This is a genomic window from Tateyamaria omphalii (genome assembly GCF_019802125.1).
Taxonomy (GTDB): Bacteria; Pseudomonadota; Alphaproteobacteria; order Rhodobacterales; family Rhodobacteraceae; genus Tateyamaria; species Tateyamaria omphalii_B.
Map to the genome: position 1 here is coordinate 268,595 of NZ_JAHVHT010000002.1, position 21,226 is coordinate 289,820.

20 protein-coding genes are annotated in these 21,226 nt (G+C 57.0%); 9 read left to right on the forward strand and 11 right to left on the reverse strand.

All coding sequences use genetic code 11. The features are described 5' to 3' along the window. Positions 1–3 precede the first annotated feature (3 nt). Positions 4–621 (forward strand): peptide-methionine (S)-S-oxide reductase MsrA, encoded by a 618-nt coding sequence (gene msrA / locus KUV51_RS10285; RefSeq protein ID WP_410001074.1) that lies wholly within the window; start codon positions 4–6, stop codon positions 619–621. Here msrA and KUV51_RS10290 read toward each other — a convergent pair. Then, entirely contained in the window at positions 618–1,493 is an 876-nt protein-coding gene (locus KUV51_RS10290) for a ribokinase (RefSeq protein ID WP_222521545.1), read from the reverse strand. The genes msrA and KUV51_RS10290 overlap by 4 nt on opposite strands. Further along, positions 1,493–3,748 carry an NADP-dependent malic enzyme gene (locus KUV51_RS10295; RefSeq protein WP_222521546.1) on the reverse strand — a complete coding sequence of 752 codons (2,256 nt, stop codon included), beginning with the start codon at positions 3,746–3,748 and terminating at the stop codon, positions 1,493–1,495. Before KUV51_RS10295 ends, KUV51_RS10290 begins: the two co-directional genes overlap by 1 nt. Positions 3,749–3,869: 121 nt before the next feature. Here KUV51_RS10295 and mutS point away from each other — a divergent pair, with 121 nt between their 5' ends. After that, on the forward strand, positions 3,870–6,500 hold the full coding sequence (gene mutS, locus KUV51_RS10300) for a DNA mismatch repair protein MutS (protein WP_222521941.1): 2,631 nt from the start codon (positions 3,870–3,872) through the stop codon (positions 6,498–6,500). 36 nt (positions 6,501–6,536) lie between these two features. Here the strand turns inward: mutS and KUV51_RS10305 are convergent, their stop codons facing one another. Together KUV51_RS10305 and hrcA are read right to left on the reverse strand one after the other, a co-directional pair. Continuing rightward, positions 6,537–7,100: a nucleotide exchange factor GrpE gene (locus KUV51_RS10305; protein ID WP_222521547.1), complete on the reverse strand. Its 564-nt coding sequence runs from the start codon at positions 7,098–7,100 to the stop codon at positions 6,537–6,539. A gap of 3 nt (positions 7,101–7,103) precedes the next feature. Further along, on the reverse strand, positions 7,104–8,174 hold the full coding sequence (hrcA, locus tag KUV51_RS10310; RefSeq protein WP_222521548.1) for a heat-inducible transcriptional repressor HrcA: 1,071 nt from the start codon (positions 8,172–8,174) through the stop codon (positions 7,104–7,106). Positions 8,175–8,273: 99 nt separating this feature from the next. On the opposite strand from hrcA, the gene rph reads away from it, so the two are divergent. From rph to hemW, 3 genes are read left to right on the forward strand one after another with little or no spacing between them, the layout of a single operon-like run. Continuing rightward, positions 8,274–8,987, forward strand: coding sequence for a ribonuclease PH (gene rph, locus KUV51_RS10315; RefSeq protein ID WP_222521549.1), 714 nt, complete (start codon positions 8,274–8,276; stop codon positions 8,985–8,987). Next, positions 8,984–9,595: an RdgB/HAM1 family non-canonical purine NTP pyrophosphatase gene (rdgB, locus tag KUV51_RS10320; protein WP_222521550.1), complete on the forward strand. Its 612-nt coding sequence runs from the start codon at positions 8,984–8,986 to the stop codon at positions 9,593–9,595. Before rph ends, rdgB begins: the two co-directional genes overlap by 4 nt. Then, positions 9,588–10,733, forward strand: a complete 1,146-nt coding sequence (gene hemW, locus KUV51_RS10325; RefSeq protein ID WP_222521551.1) for a radical SAM family heme chaperone HemW — start codon at positions 9,588–9,590, stop codon at positions 10,731–10,733. The genes rdgB and hemW overlap by 8 nt, the downstream gene beginning before the upstream one ends. On the opposite strand, the gene KUV51_RS10330 is transcribed toward hemW, so the two are convergent. From KUV51_RS10330 to KUV51_RS10360, 7 genes are all read right to left on the reverse strand, one after another. Further along, on the reverse strand, positions 10,730–11,623 hold the full coding sequence (locus KUV51_RS10330) for a ParB/RepB/Spo0J family partition protein (protein WP_222521552.1): 894 nt from the start codon (positions 11,621–11,623) through the stop codon (positions 10,730–10,732). The genes hemW and KUV51_RS10330 overlap by 4 nt on opposite strands. 1 nt (position 11,624) lies before the next feature. Continuing rightward, a complete protein-coding gene (locus KUV51_RS10335) occupies positions 11,625–12,434 on the reverse strand; it encodes a ParA family protein (protein ID WP_222521553.1) in 810 nt (269 codons plus the stop codon). After that, positions 12,427–13,038, reverse strand: a complete 612-nt coding sequence (rsmG, locus tag KUV51_RS10340; protein ID WP_222521554.1) for a 16S rRNA (guanine(527)-N(7))-methyltransferase RsmG — start codon at positions 13,036–13,038, stop codon at positions 12,427–12,429. Before rsmG ends, KUV51_RS10335 begins: the two co-directional genes overlap by 8 nt. After that, on the reverse strand, positions 13,035–14,894 hold the full coding sequence (mnmG, locus tag KUV51_RS10345) for a tRNA uridine-5-carboxymethylaminomethyl(34) synthesis enzyme MnmG (RefSeq protein ID WP_222521555.1): 1,860 nt from the start codon (positions 14,892–14,894) through the stop codon (positions 13,035–13,037). Before mnmG ends, rsmG begins: the two co-directional genes overlap by 4 nt. Positions 14,895–14,907: 13 nt before the next feature. Further along, the gene (mnmE, locus tag KUV51_RS10350) at positions 14,908–16,191 is read right to left on the reverse strand and encodes a tRNA uridine-5-carboxymethylaminomethyl(34) synthesis GTPase MnmE (protein ID WP_222521556.1); all 1,284 of its coding nucleotides are present in this window, start codon (positions 16,189–16,191) and stop codon (positions 14,908–14,910) included. A 22-nt stretch (positions 16,192–16,213) separates the two neighbouring features. Further along, positions 16,214–17,485: a transcription termination factor Rho gene (gene rho, locus KUV51_RS10355; RefSeq protein ID WP_222521557.1), complete on the reverse strand. Its 1,272-nt coding sequence runs from the start codon at positions 17,483–17,485 to the stop codon at positions 16,214–16,216. Between the two features lie 123 nt (positions 17,486–17,608). Next, on the reverse strand, positions 17,609–18,055 hold the full coding sequence (locus KUV51_RS10360) for a CopD family protein (protein WP_222521558.1): 447 nt from the start codon (positions 18,053–18,055) through the stop codon (positions 17,609–17,611). 411 nt (positions 18,056–18,466) lie between these two features. On the opposite strand from KUV51_RS10360, the gene KUV51_RS10365 reads away from it, so the two are divergent. Genes KUV51_RS10365 through dnaQ form a run of 4 tightly spaced genes read left to right on the forward strand, consistent with a single transcriptional unit; the run spans position 18,467 to position 21,182 of the window. After that, entirely contained in the window at positions 18,467–19,066 is a 600-nt protein-coding gene (locus KUV51_RS10365) for a Maf family protein (protein WP_222521559.1), read from the forward strand. Between the two features lie 16 nt (positions 19,067–19,082). Beyond that, entirely contained in the window at positions 19,083–19,913 is an 831-nt protein-coding gene (locus KUV51_RS10370; RefSeq protein WP_222521560.1) for a shikimate dehydrogenase, read from the forward strand. Next, positions 19,910–20,503: a dephospho-CoA kinase gene (gene coaE, locus KUV51_RS10375; RefSeq protein WP_222521561.1), complete on the forward strand. Its 594-nt coding sequence runs from the start codon at positions 19,910–19,912 to the stop codon at positions 20,501–20,503. Before KUV51_RS10370 ends, coaE begins: the two co-directional genes overlap by 4 nt. Next, positions 20,496–21,182 (forward strand): DNA polymerase III subunit epsilon, encoded by a 687-nt coding sequence (gene dnaQ / locus KUV51_RS10380; RefSeq protein WP_222521562.1) that lies wholly within the window; start codon positions 20,496–20,498, stop codon positions 21,180–21,182. The genes coaE and dnaQ overlap by 8 nt, the downstream gene beginning before the upstream one ends. The last annotated feature ends 44 nt before the right edge of the window (positions 21,183–21,226 follow it).

A 21,226-nucleotide genomic window follows, 5' to 3' on the forward strand; every position in this document is an offset into this window, starting at 1 on the left:
TTGATGATCGCTCTGGGATTTCTTGCGCAGGCAAAGACCGGTCACGCGCAGCAGCTTGAAACCATCACCGTCGCGGGTGGCTGTTTCTGGTGTGTCGAAGCCGACTTTGAAAAGGTGAACGGCGTGACCGAAGCGGTATCCGGTTTCGCCGGTGGCACGGTCGCAAATCCGACTTACAAGCAAGTGGTGAAAGGCGGGACGGGTCACTACGAAGCGGTGCAGATCACATACGACCCGTCCAAAGTGTCTGCCGATACGCTTTATGATCTGTTTTTCCGTTCTGTTGATCCCACCGACGCGGGCGGCCAGTTCTGTGACCGGGGTGAAACCTACCGCACGGCAATCTTCACCAGTCCGGATCAAAAGGCTGCCGCCGAACAAGCAAAATCGGACGCGCAGGCGGCGCTGGGTCAGACCGTTGTGACGCCCATCTTGGACGCGTCAGAATTCTACCCGGCGGACGGCTATCATCAGGACTATTACAAGCAGAGCGGCATTATCCTGACGCGGTTCGGTCCCAAATCGAAAGCAAACGCTTACAAAGCCTACCGCGAGGCGTGTGGCCGCGACGAACGAGTGCGCCAGTTGTGGGGCGACGCGGCACCCTTTGCCGGGAGCTAACCGAGCTTCGCGTCCTCGATCTCTTTCAGATCGGGGATCACGTCGGCCGTCCCCAACCGCGTGACCATGAGCGCGCCGGCCTGTGTCGCGAGGTCTAGGGCCTGCCGCATGGGCATACCGCGGTCCAGACCAGCCACCAAATAGCCTGTGAAGGTGTCCCCGGCCCCTGTCGTATCGACCGGTGTGACGGAAATCGCCGGAACATGCGTTTCCTCACCTGATCCGCTCAGCCAAAGGCATCCGTCTGACCCCAACGTGACAACGACATCTTCGATGCCCAGCGCATGGACGGGTTTGCCCAGCGCAGCCTCAAGCTGTTCCGCCTCGACTTGGTTCAGAACCAACAAGTCGACGAAGGGCAGAAGCTCGCGCACCGCGTCCGGGTCGAAGGGTGCAGCAGCGTAAACCACCCGCAGACCCAACTGCCTGGCCATCTCGGCCGCCTCTCGTTGGCCGTTGGTTTCATTCTGCGTGATAAACGTGTCGCCCGGCGACGCTTCGGCGAGGGCTTGACCAACAGCAGACGACGAAATCGCCCTGTTAGAGCCTGCAAACAGCACGATCTGGTTCTCGCCATCTTCAGCCACCGCGATATTGGCATGGCCTGTCGCATGTTCAGTCATCACCTGAATCGGGCGTGTATCGACGCCATACTCCATAAGGCGGTCAACCGTCCATTTCCCTTCAGGCCCCACCGCCCCAATATGCGCAACGCGGGCCGCCGCGCGGGCAATCGCCACGGACATGTTGGCCCCTTTACCGCCCAAACCCTGGCTGAACTCCATCGCCGCCAACGTCTCACCCGCCGCGGGCAGGTGCGGCACGCGATAGACGTTGTCGATGTTGATCGAGCCTAGGTTCCAGACAGCCATCAGCCCACCTTGCACGCGGCAAGAACCGCCATGTTGAGGATATCATTGGCCGTAGACACGGCCGAGCAGATCTGGATCGACCCGCCGACACCGGCGAGGATGGGGCCAATCACCGTGGCGCCGCCCATTTCCTGCATCAGCTTGACCGAAATGCTGGCCGAGTGACGCGCCGGCACGACAAGGATGTTGGCCGGACCAGTCAGACGTGAGAACGGATACGCGGCCTGCGCCTGCATGTTGAGAGCGACGTCGACGGTCATCTCACCCTCGTATTCGAAATCGACGCCGCGTTCATCCAGGACAAGTGGCGCTTTGTGCATCTTTTCGGCTCGTTCAGACACCGGATAGCCGAAGGTGGAAAAGCTCACAAAGGCTACGCGCGGCTCCAACCCCATGTTGCGTGCGACCGTTGCGGCTTGTTCGGCGATGTCCGCCAGATCCTCTTCATCCGGCCATTCATGCACGAGCGTATCCGCCATGAACACGATGCGCCCCTTCTGGATCAGCGCTGTGATCCCGGCTGTCTTGCTTTTGGGTTGAACGTCAAAGACATGGCCGATCCGGTCGAGCACGTGGGCGGACTTGCGTGTCGCACCCGTCACGATCCCGTCGCCATGGCCATGAGCCAGCATCAAGGCAGCAAAGACGTGCCGATCCCGGGCAGCAAGTCTGTGAATGTCCTGACGGTCAAAACCGCGCCGGTTCAGCCGTTCGTACAAATGAGACTTGTAGGCATCAAGGTGCGTGGTATTCGCCGCATTGACCACCTCAAGCTCACGCACGGCATCACCCATACCTGCCGCTTCCAGCTTCTCTTTCACGTCGTCCTGCCGCCCAACGACCAATGCTTTGCCAAAGCCATTGCGCTGATACATGACCGCCGCACGCAGAACGCGCGGGTCGTCGCCTTCGGCAAAGATCATGCGGGCCTGCGCCGCGCGGGCGCGCGCATTGATCCCGGTCAGAATACTGGCCGTCGGGTCCATACGGGACTTCAGGCTTAACTCGTATGCCTCCATGTCGATGATGGGGCGCCGCGCGGCACCTGTGTCCATGCCGGCCTTGGCCACGGCGGGCGGGATACGGTGAATCAGGCGCGGGTCGAACGGTGTTGGAATGATGTAATCCCGCCCGAATGTCAGCGACTTGCCATAGGCCAGCGCCACCTCGTCCGGCACATCCTCGCGCGCAAGAGCAGCAAGAGCGTGGGCACAAGCAATCTTCATTTCGTCATTGATCGCGCGCGCGTTGATGTCCAGGGCCCCGCGGAACAGGTACGGAAAACCCAGAACATTGTTCACCTGGTTCGGATAGTCGCTGCGCCCGGTCGCCACGATAGCGTCCATCCGCACTTCATGCGCTTCTTCGGGTGTGATTTCTGGGTCGGGGTTCGCCATGGCAAAGATCACCGGGTTGTCGCCCATGCTTTCGACCATCGCTGGCGTCACAGCCCCCTTGACCGAAACGCCCAGGAACACATCCGCGCCCTTCATGGCCTCTTCCAGTGATCGCAGTTCAGTCTTGACCGCATGCGCCGACTTCCACTGGTTCATCCCTTCGGTCCGGCCTTGGTAGATGACGCCCTTGGTGTCACACACGATGCAATTCTCATGCCGCGCGCCCATGGCCTTGAGCAGTTCGATACACGCAATACCCGCGGCCCCTGCTCCGTTCAGGACAATCTTTACGTCTTCGATCTTTTTGCCCGAGATATGCAGCGCGTTGATCAGCCCCGCCGCACAGATCACGGCGGTCCCGTGCTGGTCATCGTGGAAGACGGGGATGTCCATCTCTTCCTTCAGGCGCTGTTCGATGATGAAGCATTCGGGCGCCTTGATGTCCTCAAGATTGATGCCGCCAAAGGTCGGGCCCATCAGCTTCACCGCCTGACAGAAGGCGTCGGGGTCTTCAGTGTCCAACTCGATGTCGATGGAGTTCACGTCGGCAAAACGTTTGAACAGGACAGACTTGCCCTCCATCACAGGCTTGGAGCCCAGCGCGCCCAGATTGCCCAAGCCCAACACGGCGGTGCCATTGGAGATGACCGCAACAAGGTTGCCCTTGTTTGTATAGTCGTACGCGGTCTCGGGATTCTCCGCGATCGCCTCGCAGGGCACCGCAACGCCAGGGCTGTAAGCAAGGCTCAGATCCCGCTGTGTCGTCATCGGCACGGTGGCCTGGATCTCGAATTTGCCGGGTGTGGGTTCCATGTGGAACGCCAACGCTTCTTCCGGCGTCACCTTTGTCTTACTCATCTGCGGCTGTCCTCCCGTCGCACCATGGCGTCTTAGCGCGCCAGGTTCCGCGCCTCAATCGACTTTGGCTTTTCCTCGGGTCAGAGCATTTGTAATGTCGCGCGACGAACGGGGGAATGTCATGTCGGTCACGCCCATGATGGCGCAGTATCTCGAGATAAAGGAGGCGCACCCCGGTGCGCTTCTGTTCTATCGCATGGGCGACTTCTACGAGATGTTCTTTGACGATGCGGTCAATGCGGCCGAGGCGCTGGACATCGCCCTGACGAAACGCGGCAAGCATGACGGCGCTGACATTCCTATGTGCGGCGTGCCAGTGCATTCCGCAGAAGGGTACCTGCTCACCTTGATCCGCAAGGGGTTTCGCGTCGCCGTCTGCGAACAGATGGAAAGCCCGGCGGAAGCAAAAAAACGCGGATCGAAATCTGTCGTTAAGCGCGATGTCGTGCGGTTGGTCACGCCCGGAACGTTGACCGAGGATACGCTGCTCGAGGCACGGCGGCACAATTTCCTTGCCGCCTTTGCAGAAGTGCGGGGCGAAGGTGCATTGGCTTGGGTCGACATCTCGACAGGTGCATTGTCGGTCATGTCGCTCGATTTGGCCTTGCTAGGGCCTGAATTAGCGCGCCTCGCACCATCTGAACTGATCGTCACCGATGCCAAGGAAGCTGAATTGCGCCCCTTGGTCGAAGACTTTGGCATTTCAATCACGGCGCTTGGAGGTGCGGCATTCGACAGTACTGCGGGTGCCGGTCGCGTCGGGGCGTTGTTTAATGTGCAGACGCTCGACGCCTTTGGCACGTTCTCGCGAGCCGAGGTTGGTGCCATGGGCGCGCTGGTCGAATATCTTGAAATCACGCAAAAGGGCAAACTGCCCCTCCTCCGCCCACCCCGGCAGGAAGTCCAAGCACGCACCGTCCAGATCGACGCCGCCACCCGCCGCAATCTCGAACTGACGTCTGCGCTGTCCGGCGGGCGAAGCGGGTCGCTTCTGTCCGTGATCGACCAGACAGTAACAGCGGCAGGCGCCAGGCTGTTGGAACGACGGCTTGCCTCGCCTTCGCGTGTGTTAGAGACGATTTCGGATCGTTTGAACGCAGTGGATTACAGCACCGAGAGCATCGATTTCGCACGGTCGACACGCGAAGCGCTTAAACGTGTTCCGGATATGGATCGTGCATTGTCGCGCCTGTCTCTGGATCGGGGCGGACCGCGCGATCTGGCTGCCCTGCGCAATGGGTTGGGTCAAGCACAGGCCCTGTCTGACACACGGCCTGACGATTTGCCTGAGTTGCTGGTGCGTGCCTACCGGGATCTCGCCGGACATGCAGACCTCATTGAGCGATTGGAGAATGATCTGGTTGCCGATCCGCCTCTGCTCGCACGTGACGGCGGGTTCATCGCAGCAGGATGCGACGCTGAGTTGGATGAAGCGCGGCAATTGCGGGACGAGGGGCGATCCGTCATTGCGAAGATGCAGCAGGATTACGCGGCGCAGGCTGGCGTCCAATCATTGAAGATCAAGCACAACAACGTGCTCGGCTATTTCATCGAAGTCACGGCGACCCATGCCGACAAGATGATGTCTGCACCCTTGAACGAAACCTTTATTCACCGCCAGACCACAGCCAATCAGATACGGTTTACCACCGTTGAACTGTCAGACCTCGAAACCCGCATTCTGAACGCCGGTGGTCGGGCGCTTGAAATCGAAAAGCGTCTCTATGAAGGCTTGAAAGCGTTAGTTTTGGAGAACGCGGCCCAGATCAGCCAAACGGCGAATGCATTGGCCGAGATTGATCTGGCCACCGGCTTGGCAACGCTCGCCACCGCCCAGAACTGGACCAAACCGCATCTCGATACGTCCCGCACGTTCGAGATTGCGGGCGGTCGACATCCTGTTGTCGAACACGCTCTGTCGCAGCAAGGTGGCACGCCTTTCATTGCGAACGATTGCGAACTGAATGCCGAGGACGGCGCAGCGGTTTGGCTTCTGACCGGGCCGAACATGTCGGGTAAATCGACGTTCCTGCGCCAAAATGCGCTGATCGCAATTCTTGCGCAGATGGGCAGTTTCGTTCCTGCACAGTCAGCGCATATCGGTCTGGTCAGTCAAATCTTCAGCCGCGTCGGTGCATCGGATGATCTGGCGCGCGGACGGTCCACCTTCATGGTCGAGATGGTCGAAACGGCCGCTATTTTGAACCAAGCCGATGATCGCGCCTTGGTCATATTGGATGAAATCGGGCGGGGCACGGCAACCTATGACGGGCTATCGATTGCCTGGGCCACGCTTGAACACCTGCATGATGTGAACAAGTCCCGCGCGCTTTTTGCCACGCATTATCACGAGATGACGGCATTGGCGGGCAAGCTGGACGGCGTGGAAAACGCAACCGTCTCGGTCAAGGAATGGGATGGTGAGGTCATTTTCCTGCACGAGGTCAAGCGCGGCGCGGCGGACCGATCCTATGGTGTTCAGGTCGCGCAATTGGCCGGCCTACCGCCTGCGGTGATTGCGCGCGCCCGCGTCGTTCTGGATGCGCTGGAATCCGGTGAACGCGAGGGCGGCGCCACACAAAAGACGCTAATCGATGATCTGCCGCTGTTCTCAGCCACACCGCCCCCTCAACCGGTCAAAATCGAAAAGTCACCAGTGTTAGAGATGGTCGATGCGATCCATCCCGACGAGCTTACGCCGCGCGAGGCGCTCGACTTGATCTACAAACTGAAAGACGCGGCCAAACCCTGACCGCGCCTTCATTGTTCTTCAAATATGCAAAAACCGTCAGCTTGCCGGGGTCGACGACACGCCTACTTGTGCCGGACGCAGCAAGCGGTCGTGCAACATGAACCCTTCTGCAGACACCTGGATGATCTCGCCCGCCTTGGTACCGGGCACCGGCGCTTCGAACATGGCCTGATGGTGCTGCGGATCAAAAGTATCGCCAACTTCCGGCGAAATCCGCTCGATCCCGTGTTTCTTGAACACGTTCAACAGCTCGCGCATCGTCAACTCGACGCCTTCCAGCAACGCAGCTGAAACCTCACGCTGTTCATCCGTTGCGGACTCCAGCGCGCGCTTCATGTTGTCGTAGACCGGCAGCATGTCGCGGGCCAACTTGGACCCGCCGTAGTTTTCGGCTTCGCGCCGGTCCTTGTCCGACCGTTTGCGCGCATTCTCGGCATCCGCCAGCGCACGCATGAAGCGATCCTTCAGCTCGTCCCGTTCAGCACGCAACTGGTCAATCTCCAGCGCTTCATCATCAATCTCTGCCATCTCATCGGCATAGACTTCTTCCTCGGCCATATCGATGTCGTCGAGGAATTCATCATTCTTCGGCTCAGCCATGTGTCACCTTTCGTTGCGGTCCGTCAGCATCCGCCCGACCAGCTGGGCTGTGTAATCCACAATCGGAACGATCCGGCCATAATTTAGCCGGGTGGGTCCGATGACCCCGACCGCTCCGATAATCTTTCGATCCGCGTTCATATATGGGGAAACAACCAAAGAGGAACCCGAAAGTGAGAAAAGTTTGTTCTCTGAGCCAATAAAAATGCGCACACCGTCGCCATCCTGGGTCAGGTCCAGAAATTCGGCGATGTCGCGCTTGCGCTCAAGGTCGTCAAAAAGGGACCGGATGCGGTCCAGATCCTCAGCTTCCGTCGACTCGGCCAGAAGGTTGGACCGCCCACGGACAATAAGCCGCTCGGGCGTGTCCCCTTCGCCCTCCCACGAGGCAAGACCGCTTTCGACAAGCGCATGCGCGAGCGAATCGATCTCTTGCCTACGCTCGGAAATCTCGCGCTGCATGATCGTTTTCACTTCGCTCAGCGTGCGCCCTTCGATCATGGCGTTCAAGAAGTTGGCCGCTTCCCGCATGGACGACGGCGTTTGGCCGGGCGGCGGTTGAAACAGCCGGTTTTCGACGTGCCCATCGGCGAAGACCAAGACCACCAGCGCCTGTTCGGGCCCCAGTGGTACAAAATCCAGATGCTTGATCGCCGCCTCGTGCTTGGGTGTCAGTACCAGCGATGCACCCTTCGTCACACCGGACAGCGCCGATCCAACACGATCCAACAGCCCGGCGACATCACGTTCATTTGTCCCAAGGGTCGCATCGATCTTTTCGCGATCGGACTCGTCAGGCACGCCAACTTCCAGCAACCCATCAACGAACATCCGCAAGCCAAGTTGGGTCGGTATGCGCCCGGCACTCACATGCGGGCTGTCGAGCAGGCCCATGAACTCAAGGTCCTGCATCACATTGCGGATGGTGGCCGCGCTGACCTTTTCACTGAAATCCCGCGTTAGCGTACGGGAGCCGACAGGATCACCCGAACTCAGATACCCCTCGACCACGCGGCGAAACACCTCGCGCGAGCGGTCGTTCATCTCGTCCAGCAATTTCTGTGTATCGGTCATCCCTAGGTATTAAAGACCTGAGAAAACAAAGGTCAATCGGGGTTGCTCTTGGGCCGCACGCGGGGCTATCCCCGATGCACACACTCAAAAGGACATCATATGCGCCCCTCTGGTCGAGAACTGAGCGAAATGCGGTCTGTTTCCATCGAAACAGGCTTTACCAAACACGCCGAAGGGTCGGCGCTGATCAAGGTGGGTGACACCCATGTCCTGTGTACCGCAACGATCGAGGATCGCGTGCCGCCGTTCATCAAGGGTTCCGGCCTTGGCTGGGTGACCGCGGAATACGGTATGCTTCCGCGCGCCACCAACACGCGGATGCGGCGTGAAGCAGCCTCGGGCAAGCAAGGCGGCCGCACTGTCGAAATTCAGCGTTTGATCGGCCGGTCTCTGCGTGCAGGGGTTGATCGCGTTGCCTTGGGTGAACGTCAGATCACCGTCGATTGTGACGTACTGCAAGCCGATGGTGGCACGCGCTGCGCGTCCATCACTGGTGGTTGGGTCGCGCTGCGCCTGGCGGTGAACAAGCTGATGAAGGCGGGTGATGTCATCACCGATCCGCTGATTTCACCTGTGGCTGCGGTCAGCTGCGGCATCTACGCGGGCCAGCCCGTTCTAGACCTGGACTATCCCGAAGACAGCGACGCAGGTGTCGATGGCAACTTCATCATGACTGGCGACAAACAGTTGATCGAGGTGCAGATGAGTGCCGAAGGCGCAACATTCTCGCGGGATCAGATGAACGCCCTGATGGACCTTGCAGACAAAGGTGTCGGAGAATTGGTGGCCCTGCAGCAAAGCGCAGCGGAATGACGCGCCGGTTCGACGGCGACCGGATCCTTGTCGCTACCCACAACGCGGGCAAGTTGGAGGAGATGGAGCAATTGTTCCATCCCTTCGGTGTGACCGTGGTCGGCGCGAAGGAAATGAACCTGGAAGAGCCGGAAGAAACGGAAACCACCTTTGTCGGCAACGCGCGCATCAAAGCGCGGGCCGCGGTAGAGGCCACCGGCCTCCCTGCCCTTGCCGATGATTCCGGAATTGAAGTGGACGGGCTGGATGGTGCGCCCGGTGTCTACACGGCGGATTGGGCAGAAACCCCCAATGGGCGCGACTTTATGCTGGCCATGACGCGGACACATTCCGAACTTACCGACCGCGATGCCGCTCAGCCTTGGAAGGCGCGGTTCTGTTCGACACTGGTGCTTGCCTGGCCGGACGGACATGAAGAAGTGTTTGCAGGAACGGTTGAGGGAGTACTTGTCTGGCCGGTTCGAGGTCAGCTGGGCCACGGATATGATCCAATGTTTCAGCCTGTTGGGCATACCCGCACTTTTGCCGAGATGTCGGCTGATGAAAAAAACGCGATCAGCCACCGTGCTGACAGCTTCAAAAAACTGATCGCCGGCTGCTTTGGCTGAGGATTGGGAAGCCGGCGGTTTCGGGCTCTACGTTCACTGGCCATTTTGCGCCGCGAAATGCCCCTACTGCGACTTCAACAGTCATGTCACAAATTCAGTCGACCACGATGCATGGCGCAAGGCTCTCGTGGCAGAGGTTGAGCGCGTTGGCCTGCTCACGGGGGGTAGAGTTCTACGTTCTGTATTTTTCGGTGGTGGTACGCCCAGCCTGATGGAGCCGCGCACCGTCGAAGCAATACTGAACACGGCGGCCAGGACTTGGCCCATGGCAAATGATGTCGAAGTCACACTGGAGGCCAACCCGACTTCAGTCGAAGCACACAAATTTGCAGCTTTTCGCTCCGCGGGTGTCAATCGCGTATCGATGGGCATTCAGGCACTGAACGACCCCGATTTACGCGCACTCGGACGCCTGCACAGCGCGGCCGAAGGGCTGGCCGCGTTTGACACCGCTCGATCTGTCTTTGATCGGGTGAGTTTCGATTTGATGTATGGTCGGCAAAATCAGTCTCTAAACCAGTGGGAAACGGAACTTCGACAGGCACTTTCCCTCGATCTTGACCATGTGTCCCTATACCAACTTACGGTAGAGGCAGGGACAGCTTTTGGTGATCGCTACAAGCGAGGGAAGCTGCAAGGCCTTCCGGATGACGATTTGTCGGCCGATATGTACGCGCTTACCCAAGACATTTGCCTGGACCACAACATGCCCCGCTACGAGGTATCAAATCATGCCAGGGACGGATCGGAGTCCCGACACAACCTGATCTATTGGAGATACGGTGACTATGCCGGCATCGGACCCGGCGCACATGGCCGATTGACGCTGAATGGATCCCGCATTGCGACCTCGCAACAACGAATGCCAGCTTTCTGGTTGTCCGGTAACAATCGTGAAACCGTTGAAGCACTATCTGCCTCCGATCAAGCGACAGAATACACGATGATGGGGCTACGTATGGCCGAAGGCATTGATATGGATAGGTATTTACGTCTTTCCGGTCGCGAGTTCAGGTCAGACAGGTTGCGCGAGCTGGAAGAAATGAAGTTGATAACAACGGCCAAAAGAAAAATATACGTTACAGATCAAGGGTTTAGCTTGCTGAACGGCATTCTCAGAACACTCTTGGACGACTAGGTCGCGCTTAGGCGGCGACACAGATCATCCAATTGATCGAGGGTGTCATACTGCAAGACCAGGCTTCCAGATTCACCATCGGGTTTGTGCGTCAGTGTAACCTTGACACCCGTCGCAGCAGACAGATCATCCTCGAGTGCGCGCGTGTCAGCATCCTTCTCAACGGCTTTCCGCTTTGCTGACCCGGTGAAAATATTGTCGCCAACGTCATCTGCGCCTTTTTTCACGAGGGCCTCTGTCGCGCGGACTGACAAACCCCCTGCAATGACTTTCTTGGCAAGCGCGAGCGGGTCGTCAGCCGTGATCAAGGCGCGTGCGTGACCCGCGCTCAAGGATCCGTCCGTGACAAGCGATTGCACGGCTTCGGGCAACTGCAAGAGTCGCAAAAGGTTGGCAATGTGACTGCGTGACTTGCCCAACGCCTCAGCCATCTTTTCCTGAGTATGCCCGAACCGATCCATGAGCTGCTTATAGCCTGCAGCCTCCTCCATCGGGTTCAAGTCGGCCCGTTGGATATTTTCAATGATGGCCACTTCCAGAACTTCAGTGTCCGTAAAGTCACGCACCAGAACAGGCAGGTCATGGAGCTGCGCTTGTTGCGCCGCGCGCCAACGGCGCTCACCAGCGACAATCTCGAAATCATCGCCCGCGGGTCGGACGATCAAGGGCTGCAAAACACCCTTTTCCTTTATGGACGCAACCAAATCCTCCAGCGGACCCGCGTCAAACTGGCGACGCGGCTGGTTTGGGTTCGGCTTGATCTTTTCAATTGGAACACGCTGTTCTCCACCGGCGCCCGATACCGGTGCTGATTGAGCTGGCTCATTCACATCGGCCATAAGGGCCGATAGCCCACGACCCAGGCCTCGTTTCTTGTCATTGCTCGCCATGTCAGGCCCCTATTGCTGTATTGTTGGCGATCAGCTCTTTCGCCAGATCGCGGTAGGCAATCGCCCCTTTGGAGGTGCTATCATAAGCTAGGACAGGCAGCGCGAAGGATGGCGCCTCACTCACGCGAACATTCCTGGGAATCCGTGTTTTGAATACGATGTCGCCCAGATTGTCGCGAGCATCCTGTTCGACTTGCTGCGATAGATTGTTTCGCGCGTCATGCATTGTAAGCACCACCCCTTCAATCCGCAGGTTTGGATTTCCGGCTTGTCGCACTTCCCGCACCGTCAACATCAGTTGAGATAGACCCTCCAATGCAAAGAACTCACTTTGAAGTGGGACGAGGACAGAGTGAGACGCGATCATTGCATTGACTGTCAAAAGGTTCAGAGATGGCGGGCAGTCGATCAAAATGAAATCGAAGGAATAGGCATCCATGTCTGTTTGCCGCAATGCGTCATGGAGCAAAAAGCTGCGCTTTTCATTTGCGATCAGCTCAATATCTGCAGAGCTTAGGTCAACGGTAGCCGGAACGATCGCGAGGTCTTCAATGTCGGTGGACAAGACCACCTCTTGCAATGACACATCTTCAAGCAAGAGATCGTATGTCGTCTTTTCACGATCTTCCATCTCAATACCCAAGCCTGTGGATGCATTTCCCTGAGGATCGAGATCAACGACGAGTACACGGTTGCCGAGCTCTACCAACGCGGCAGCCAGGTTGATCGTGGTTGTGGTTTTACCGACCCCACCCTTCTGGTTCGCAACTGAAATGATCTTGGGCCCGGGCGGGCGCGTCGGGTCAGACACGCTGGATATCCTTGATTTTTAGGACGACTGCTTCTTCGTTCGTTTTACTTTGCATCGCTTCGTAAGAAAACCGCCAGTTTTTTTCCGCTTCAGCAACCTCGCGCTGCCACTGCGCACCTTTCTGAAAGATACAAAGCCCGTCTTCTGCCAAATGCGGCTCAGCGAGCATCAACAACACGTCCAACGAAGCCAGCGCGCGCGCAGATACAGTTTGAGCGCTCAAAGGAGGAACATCCTCGATGCGTTCAGCCACAACCGTAAATGGGACGCCGAGCTCGCGGGCACAGGTTCGCAAGAATGTCGCTTTCCTTTGATCGCTCTCAACCAGAACAAAATGCGTATCCAGACCTTGTGCTTGCGCGAAAATGGCAGCAACGACACCCGGCAATCCACCCCCGCTTCCAAGATCCGCCCATCTGCCAGACCGCTCCGCAAACACCTGTGCTGCATCCCAGATATGGCGCTGCTCGATATCGTTAAGCGTCGATCTGGCGACAAGATTAATCTTCCGAGTCCACTTGCGGATCAGATCTTCATAGGCTTGCAGCTTTTCCAATGTTTCACGTGAAACATCCCCAGTCCACCAGTCCGGAGCAGTGATCATGCTGACTTTTTCTCGAGATAGCGGATACGTCCAAGAATGAGAGCAAGAGCAGCAGGTGTCATTCCATCAATACGCCCTGCCTGTGCCAAATCTGCCGGTTGAACCCTGGATAGTTTACCCTGCAACTCAGCTGAGAGTCCCGAGATGACAGAGTAGTCAAATCCTGACGGGATTTTCAGTTGCTCGTCCTTGCGCAACTTCTCGATGTCTTTCTTTTGTCGTGCAATGTAGTTGGCGTACAGCGCATCTCTCGCAACCTGCTCCTGGATCTCGGCATCCCAGTCGAGGGAATCCGGAAGCAATTCAGAGACCTGTTCAAAAGTGACATCTGGGAATGCAAGCAGCTGAAATGCCGTTCTTTTCGTGCCATCCTGATTGATACGAATACCGTGCTGCGCGATCTGTTTCGGTGTAAACTCGGAACTTTCCAAGTGAGTGCGCAACTGATCTAATTTGTCCTGCTTTTTCTCGTAGACAGCAAACCGATCAGCTGACACACAGCCCAACTTGTACCCAAAGCCCGTCAAACGCTGATCTGCATTGTCTGCCCGCAAGGACAACCGGAACTCCGCGCGCGACGTAAACATGCGATATGGTTCGCTTACGCCCCGCGTGGTCAAGTCGTCAATCATTACGCCGATGTAGCTTTCATCACGCCGGAAGCGAATCGGATCTTTCTGCAAAACAGCACGCGCTGCATTCAGCCCGGCGACGAGGCCCTGCGCCGCAGCCTCCTCATAGCCGGTGGTACCGTTGATCTGTCCGGCAAAGTACAATCCTGGGACATCCCTGACGGCAAGATCTGCCGTCAAAGCACGCGGATCAACATAATCATATTCAATGGCGTATCCCGGTTGAAGAATTTCCGCGTCTTCCAGACCGACCATTGATTGAACATATCGCAGCTGAACATCGACTGGCAAAGAGGTCGAAATCCCATTTGGATAGATCGTATGGTCGTTTAAGCCCTCGGGCTCCAAGAAAACTTGATGGGAATCCTTGTCGGCGAAGCGCACGATCTTGTCTTCTATCGACGGACAATATCTTGGTCCAACGCCCTCGATATGGCCGCCATACATTGCCGATCGTTCAAGGTTTTCGCGGATAATGTCGTGCGTTGCGCCATTCGTATGCGTGATACCGCAAGATACCTGGCGCAATGGTGCCCTTTTTGACAGGAAAGAAAACAGGGCGGGCTCTTCATCAGCATCTTGTTTGCCAAGCAAGTCCCACTTGATCGTTCTTCCATCAAGCCGCGGCGGAGTGCCTGTCTTCAAGCGACCCATGGGCAGCGAAAAGGCGTCAATCCGGTCAGCTAGGGGAACGGATGCCTGATCGCCCATACGACCACCAGAATATGATGTGTCCCCAATATGAATCACGCCGCGCAAAAAGGTGCCTGTCGTCAGGACAACTGCGCTTGCTGAAATAACGCTTTCATCCTTCAAGACAACCCCGCTCACGTGTTGCCCAGACATGTGAAAGTCAACGACTTCCCCCTCAATCACCGTAAGGTTCTTCGCGGTTTCCGTGATCTTCTGCATCGTCCCTTGATAGACGGCACGATCAGATTGCGTTCTCGGCCCTTGAACGGCCGGACCCTTTCGACGGTTCAGCAGACGAAATTGAATACCCGACGCATCCGCGACGCGGCCCATAACACCGTCCAAAGCATCGATTTCGCGAACCAGGTGCCCTTTTCCAAGTCCACCAATTGCCGGATTGCAGGACATGACACCAATGCCCGATCGCTTCATAGTAACAAGCGCCGTCGTTACACCCATGCGCGCCGCAGCATGGGCAGCTTCTGTGCCAGCATGACCGCCGCCAATTACGATGACATCAAAATGTTTCACGTGAAACACTCCATCATTTTCCTAAGCAAAAGCTGGAGAAAATCTCATCCAGCAGATTTTCAACATCAACACGTCCGACCACCGCCTCCAACGATCGAATCGCAACGCGGATTTCCTCGGCAGCAACATCATAGCGATCGGGTCCCGCAGCAACCATTGTCGATGCCGACGCGAGATCTGACAAAGCGCGCTGCATTGCCATGCGATGACGCTCATGTGTTGCGAGGCCAGCCAACTGCGCTCGATGAAGGAGAGAGTTGGTAACCTCCCCAATCAATTCATCAATGCCCTGACCGGTTGTCCCCGAGATCGACGGCAGCCCATCCTCCCGAGTGTCGGCTTTCGGCGCGCGCACCACATCGCCATCCCGCTCTACGACATCAAGCTCTTCTCCGGGTTCAACCAGGAAAATCCGCAAATCTGCGTCATTGGCGCGAGAAACCGCACGGGCAATTCCTTGTGCTTCAATCACATCCGTGGCTTGGCGCAAGCCTGCGGTATCCAGCAATGTCACCGGCAACCCATTCAGATCCATGCGCACCTCAATGACATCTCGCGTCGTACCGGCGATTTCCGACGTGATTGCAGCGTCACGGCGCGCCAAGGCATTCAAGAGCGTTGACTTGCCAGCATTCGGAGCACCAACGATAGCAACCTCGAAACCGGTTCGTATACGTTCTGCCACGGAAAAGCCGCGCAACTGATCTTCGATGTCATCTGAAACCTGTTTCAGCAACTGCTGAACCTCGGGTGTGACATCAACTGGCACGTCTTCATCTGCAAAATCAATTGTTACTTCGACCAGCGCCGCCGCACGGATCAACAGACTGCGCCACAATTCGATCCGTTCACCGACGGCACCAGAGACCGTGCGCAATGCCTGCTGTCGCTGCGCCTCTGTCTCGGCCTCGATCAAATCACCCAAGCCCTCGACCTGGGCCAAGTCCATCTTGTTGTTTTCCAACGCACGTCGGGTAAACTCACCCGGTTCGGCCATTCTGGCATCCGTGCGTCCAAGTTCTCGAAGAACGGCTGATACAACTGCAACGCTGCCATGAAGATGAAGCTCAACAACATCTTCGCCAGTAAAACTGCGTGGACCGTCAAAAACGAGGATCAGGGCATGATCCAACGGTTGACCACCTACATCTCGCAACACACGTGTTGCCATCTGCCGGCCACCGGGCAGCGACGAGCATAAACCGGCTGCAACAGTCTTGGCCGCCGGACCGGATATCCGGATCACGGAAACGCCAGCACGTCCCTGCGCCGTGGCGAGGGCAAAGATCGTATCCATCCCTCTTCCTCCGGCGAATGGATCAGGTGTTCATTGAGTCAAAGAACTCGCTGTTCGTCTTGGTCTGCTTCAACTTCGAAATCAGGAATTCGATCGCATCAGTTGTGCCCATCGGGTTGAGAATGCGGCGCAGAACGAATGTTTTCGCCAGATCAACCTTGTCGACCAACAGGTCTTCTTTCCGCGTACCCGACTTGAGAATATCAATGGCCGGGAACACACGCTTGTCGGCGATCTTACGGTCCAGAACGATTTCAGAGTTACCGGTGCCCTTGAACTCTTCAAAGATCACTTCGTCCATCCGGCTTCCGGTGTCGATCAACGCCGTCGCGATGATGGTGAGCGAGCCGCCCTCTTCAATGTTGCGCGCGGCGCCAAAGAACCGCTTGGGGCGCTGCAATGCATTTGCATCGACGCCACCCGTCAGAACTTTACCGGATGACGGCACCACAGTGTTGAACGCCCTACCAAGTCTTGTGATCGAGTCCAGAAGAATAACAACATCTCGTTTGTGCTCGACCAGGCGCTTCGCCTTTTCGATCACCATCTCGGACACGGCAACGTGGCGTGTTGCAGGTTCGTCGAAGGTGGAGCTTACAACCTCACCCTTCACAGACCGCTGCATGTCCGTCACCTCTTCGGGCCGTTCATCAATGAGCAGGACAATTAGGTAGCACTCAGGATGGTTCTTTTCGATGCTGGACGCGATGTTCTGCAGCAGAACCGTCTTACCGGTCCGCGGCGGGGCCACGATCAGCGACCGCTGCCCTTTCCCGATAGGTGCCACCAGGTCGATGATGCGGGCAGACCGATCCTTGGTTGCAGGATCGTCGGTTTCCATGGTCAGACGTTCGTCAGGATAGAGCGGCGTCAGGTTGTCGAAAGCAATCTTGTGCTTCGCCTTCTCCGGCTCTTCGAAGTTGATCTTCGTGGCGTTGGTCAGGGCAAAGTAGCGTTCATTGTCATCCGGCGCCTTGATCACGCCCTCGATCGTATCCCCAGTCCGCAGTGAGTACTGCCGGATCATCTCGGGGGAGACATAGATATCATCCGGACCCGGCAGATAGTTCGCCTCCGGCGAACGGAGAAAACCAAAGCCGTCCTGCAGAACCTCAAGCACACCGTCCCCGGCAATCTCCCAGCCCTCATCCGCGCGTTCGCGCAGGATCTGGAACATCATTTCGCCCTTCCGCATGGTCGAGGCGTTTTCGATTTCCAGCTCCTCTGCCATGGCAAGGAGGTCTTTGGGGCTTTGCGCCTTGAGTTCAGCAAGGGCGAGGCGTTCTGCGGTCATGGGAATACTCTTGGCCCGCCGTCTTGCAGCGGTGCACGTCCAGTCAATTGGGCTAGGTATGTGCGGTCCCCGGACGGGGTGCGATACGCCAAATAGGCGTTGTCCTCGTCCGAGTCAAGATAGTCAGAACTTCACGACCACCGACAGAACAATCAAGACCATCAGCAGCGTCGGCACTTCATTCATCATACGGTACTGGCGACCCGTCTTGATCGGCCCTCCCGCGACAAATGCTTTTCGCTGCTTGCTGAGCCAACCGTGAAATCCAGACATCGCCAGGATGCCGATCAGCTTGGTCCACGGCCAGACAGCCCCCCAGTCGATGACACCGGGAATGGCGGCGAGCGCCAGTCCGAATACCCACGTGGCAATCATTGCCGGATTCATGATCACTTTGAGAAGTTTGTATTCCATGGTCTGGAACAATGCGTGGGTGTCTCCTTCCAACCCCACACTCTCAGCATGATACACATAGAGACGTGGCAGGTAAAACAAAGCCGCCATCCAGGCAATCACGGACATGATGTGAACTGCCTTGATCCAAGGATAGAGGGAGATGAGAAAATCCATGCGTTTGCCTGATCGAGAAATTCGAGGTCACCCTTATAAATAAATAAAAGAAAGAAAAGAGATGATGATTTTGTAGGGCGTTGGTTTTCTGTGGATTATCTGCTTACTCTCGCCTTTACGCACAGTCCGATATGTTTGCTTTGCTTGTCCCTGTGCGCTGAATATCCGAATAAAATATAATATAAACAAAGATTTAAGTGAAATCTCTCCTACATCTTCCTGTGGATAGACTTGTGTTTAAGTCATCATAGATCGACTTTTCCCCAGCTCGTGGCTTGTTCTTGCTCACGCGGGATGAACGCTGGGAACCAATTGCGGTTTCAACCACAGATGCAGACCAATGGCTGATCCATCTTGCCTTCACGGCCTTGATCCCGCACTTCCATCCCTGTGACACACAGGGATATCCACATGACCACCCCCATCGTCCTTGCTTCTGGTTCTGCAATCCGTGCGCAACTGCTGCGCAACGCGGGTGTATCCTTTGACGTCAAGGTGCCCCGTGTCGATGAAGATGCCATCAAGCAAGCGCTTCTGGCAGAAGCCGCGCCGCCCCGGGACATCGCCGACGCCTTGGCCGAGATGAAGGCGCGCAAGATTGCCGACAAGGTGCCGGAAGCCATGGTGATCGGCTGTGACCAAGTGCTTGCCTTCGACGGCGGTATCCTGTCGAAACCGCGCGACCAGACGGATGCAGCGGAGCAATTGCGCGCCATGCGTGGTGAGCGGCACATGCTTTTGTCAGCAGCCGTGATCTATCATGAGGGTAAACCGATCTGGCGCCACGTCGGTCAGGTGCGTTTGCGGATGCGGAACGTGTCCGACGCTTATCTGAATGAATATATCTCTAGAAATTGGGATGACATCCGGCACTCAGTTGGCGCATATCAGCTAGAGGCTGAGGGGGTACGCCTGTTTCACAGCATCGAAGGGGACTATTTCAATGTCCTTGGGATGCCGCTTTTGGAACTGCTTGCTTTCCTGACGCTGCGCGGAGTGATCGACGGATGATCGAAGGCAGGTACGGATGAGCGACAGAATTCCTTTGGCGGGTGTCATCGGAACGCCCATAGCGCATTCCAAGTCCCCGCAACTGCATCGGCATTGGCTCAAGACACTTGGGCTGAAAGGCGACTACATCCCCATGGATGTTGCAGCACAGGATCTTGAGACCGTGCTGCGCACATTACCAAAGGCCGGGTTCGTGGGTGTGAACATCACGATCCCGCACAAGGAGGCCGCGCTTGAACTTGCTGATCTTGTCACCGATCGGGCCACATTGATCGGAGCGGCAAACACGCTGATCTTTCGCAAGGATGGACAGATCCACGCAGACAATACGGATGGGTATGGGTTCATAGAAAACCTGAAGGCGGGTGCCCCTGACTGGATACCTCAGTCCGGTCCTGCAACTGTTCTTGGCTCCGGTGGTGCGGCAAGGGCGGTGATTGCATCGCTTCTGGATGCAGGCGTGCCCGAAGTTCTTCTGACCAACCGCACAAGGGTACGCGCCGAAAAGCTGGCGGATGATTTCGGCAAGAAGGTTTCGGTTGTCGATTGGGTGCAAGCGGGCAATGTCCTGGAAGACTCAGCGCTGGTCGTGAACACGACGTCCCTCGGTATGATCGGGAAACCTGCAATGCGTGTTCCACTCGATGGCTTACGCGCGGGTACGGTTGTGACCGACCTTGTTTACACACCCCTCAAGACCGACCTTCTCGCTGCGGCAGAGGCTGCGGGATGTGTCACGGTCGACGGTTTGGGTATGCTGTTGCATCAGGCCGTTCCGGCCTTCGAACGCTGGTTCGGCCATCGCCCTGTCGTTGACAGTGCCACGCGCGCGGCTGCGCTGAGATGACATTCAAACTTGGCCTGACCGGCTCCATCGGGATGGGAAAGTCGACCACGGCGGCAATGTTCGTCGACGAAGGGTGCGCATTGTGGGATGCCGATGCCGCGGTGCACAGGTTGTACGATGTCGGCGGTGCAGCGGTCGCGCCAATGCAGGCCCTGTTCCCCGAAGCGGTGACAGACGGTTCCGTATCTCGCGATACATTGCGCTCAATCATCTCTGGAGATCCAACCGCCCTCAAAAAGATAGAAGCGATTGTACATCCACTTGTCGCACAGGACCGCGCAGCGTTTGTATCGATAACCGAGGCCGACATCACGGTTTTTGACATCCCCCTTTTGTTTGAGACAGGTGGCGAAGCAGCCATGGACGCTGTGGCTGTTGTCCATGTCGATGCTGAAACGCAACGCGCCCGTGTTCTCGCCCGGGGCTCCATGACCGATGCACAGTTCGAAGCGATCCTGGCCAAACAAATGCCAAGCACGGAAAAGTGTGCGCGCGCGGATTTTGTCATTGAGACCGACACGGTTGAACATGCACGCGCGCAGGTTCATTCTGTCGTTCAGCAGATCAGAAGCAGGCTCAAAGATGCGTGAAATCGTACTCGATACAGAAACGACAGGTTTTGATCCCGAAAGCGGTGACCGGATTGTCGAGATCGGGGCGATTGAGCTGATCGGCCACGTGCCGACCAGCAACGTGTTTCATGAATACATCGATCCCGAACGCGCCATGCCGCAGGAAGCGTTTGAAGTGCACGGTCTCGGCGACGACTTTCTGCGCGGGAAACCAAAGTTCGCAGAATTGGGTCAAAAGTTCGTAGATTTTATCGGCGATGCAAAACTGGTCATTCACAACGCCGCCTTCGACATGAAATTTCTGAATGCAGAATTGAAGTGGATGGGGCTGCCGCAAATTCCGTTCGACCGGGCGATTGACACGCTTGATATCGCGCGTCGCAGGTTTCCGGGCTCACCGGCCTCTCTGGATGCGCTGTGCCGTCGTTTCGGGATAGATAACTCGGCACGCACGCTGCACGGCGCGTTGCTCGACAGTGAAATCCTGGCGGAAGTCTATCTCGAACTGATCGGCGGTCGTCAGCCTGACTTTGGCCTGTCCAGCAGCAGTGGTGGTGCCACCAGCGCTGTTGAGGTCGAAGCCTGGTCACCTCCGCCACGTCCCCGCGCATTGCCTGCCCGGGTCACGGCCGATGAAGCAAACGCGCACGCTGCATTTGTCGAAAAACTCGGGGACCAGGCACTCTGGCCCAAATGAAAAAGCCCGGCGCGAACACCGGGCCTTTCCATGAATTTTGAAAA

What these genes read in the sequence shown, in the direction of transcription:
- KUV51_RS10330 (WP_222521552.1), bottom strand. Translation starts at nt 11,623, where the DNA reads ATGGCGAGCAATGACAAGAAACGAGGCCTGGGTCGTGGGCTATCGGCC.
- rph (WP_222521549.1), top strand. Translation starts at nt 8,274, where the DNA reads ATGCGCCCCTCTGGTCGAGAACTGAGCGAAATGCGGTCTGTTTCCATC.
- coaE (WP_222521561.1), top strand. Translation starts at nt 19,910, where the DNA reads ATGACATTCAAACTTGGCCTGACCGGCTCCATCGGGATGGGAAAGTCG.
- KUV51_RS10295 (WP_222521546.1), bottom strand. Translation starts at nt 3,748, where the DNA reads ATGAGTAAGACAAAGGTGACGCCGGAAGAAGCGTTGGCGTTCCACATG.
- msrA (WP_410001074.1), top strand. Translation starts at nt 4, where the DNA reads ATGATCGCTCTGGGATTTCTTGCGCAGGCAAAGACCGGTCACGCGCAG.
- mutS (WP_222521941.1), top strand. Translation starts at nt 3,870, where the DNA reads ATGTCGGTCACGCCCATGATGGCGCAGTATCTCGAGATAAAGGAGGCG.
- KUV51_RS10305 (WP_222521547.1), bottom strand. Translation starts at nt 7,100, where the DNA reads ATGGCTGAGCCGAAGAATGATGAATTCCTCGACGACATCGATATGGCC.
- rsmG (WP_222521554.1), bottom strand. Translation starts at nt 13,038, where the DNA reads ATGATCACTGCTCCGGACTGGTGGACTGGGGATGTTTCACGTGAAACA.
- rho (WP_222521557.1), bottom strand. Translation starts at nt 17,485, where the DNA reads ATGACCGCAGAACGCCTCGCCCTTGCTGAACTCAAGGCGCAAAGCCCC.
- KUV51_RS10360 (WP_222521558.1), bottom strand. Translation starts at nt 18,055, where the DNA reads ATGGATTTTCTCATCTCCCTCTATCCTTGGATCAAGGCAGTTCACATC.
- KUV51_RS10365 (WP_222521559.1), top strand. Translation starts at nt 18,467, where the DNA reads ATGACCACCCCCATCGTCCTTGCTTCTGGTTCTGCAATCCGTGCGCAA.
- KUV51_RS10290 (WP_222521545.1), bottom strand. Translation starts at nt 1,493, where the DNA reads ATGGCTGTCTGGAACCTAGGCTCGATCAACATCGACAACGTCTATCGC.
- hrcA (WP_222521548.1), bottom strand. Translation starts at nt 8,174, where the DNA reads ATGACCGATACACAGAAATTGCTGGACGAGATGAACGACCGCTCGCGC.
- rdgB (WP_222521550.1), top strand. Translation starts at nt 8,984, where the DNA reads ATGACGCGCCGGTTCGACGGCGACCGGATCCTTGTCGCTACCCACAAC.
- dnaQ (WP_222521562.1), top strand. Translation starts at nt 20,496, where the DNA reads ATGCGTGAAATCGTACTCGATACAGAAACGACAGGTTTTGATCCCGAA.
- mnmE (WP_222521556.1), bottom strand. Translation starts at nt 16,191, where the DNA reads ATGGATACGATCTTTGCCCTCGCCACGGCGCAGGGACGTGCTGGCGTT.
- KUV51_RS10370 (WP_222521560.1), top strand. Translation starts at nt 19,083, where the DNA reads ATGAGCGACAGAATTCCTTTGGCGGGTGTCATCGGAACGCCCATAGCG.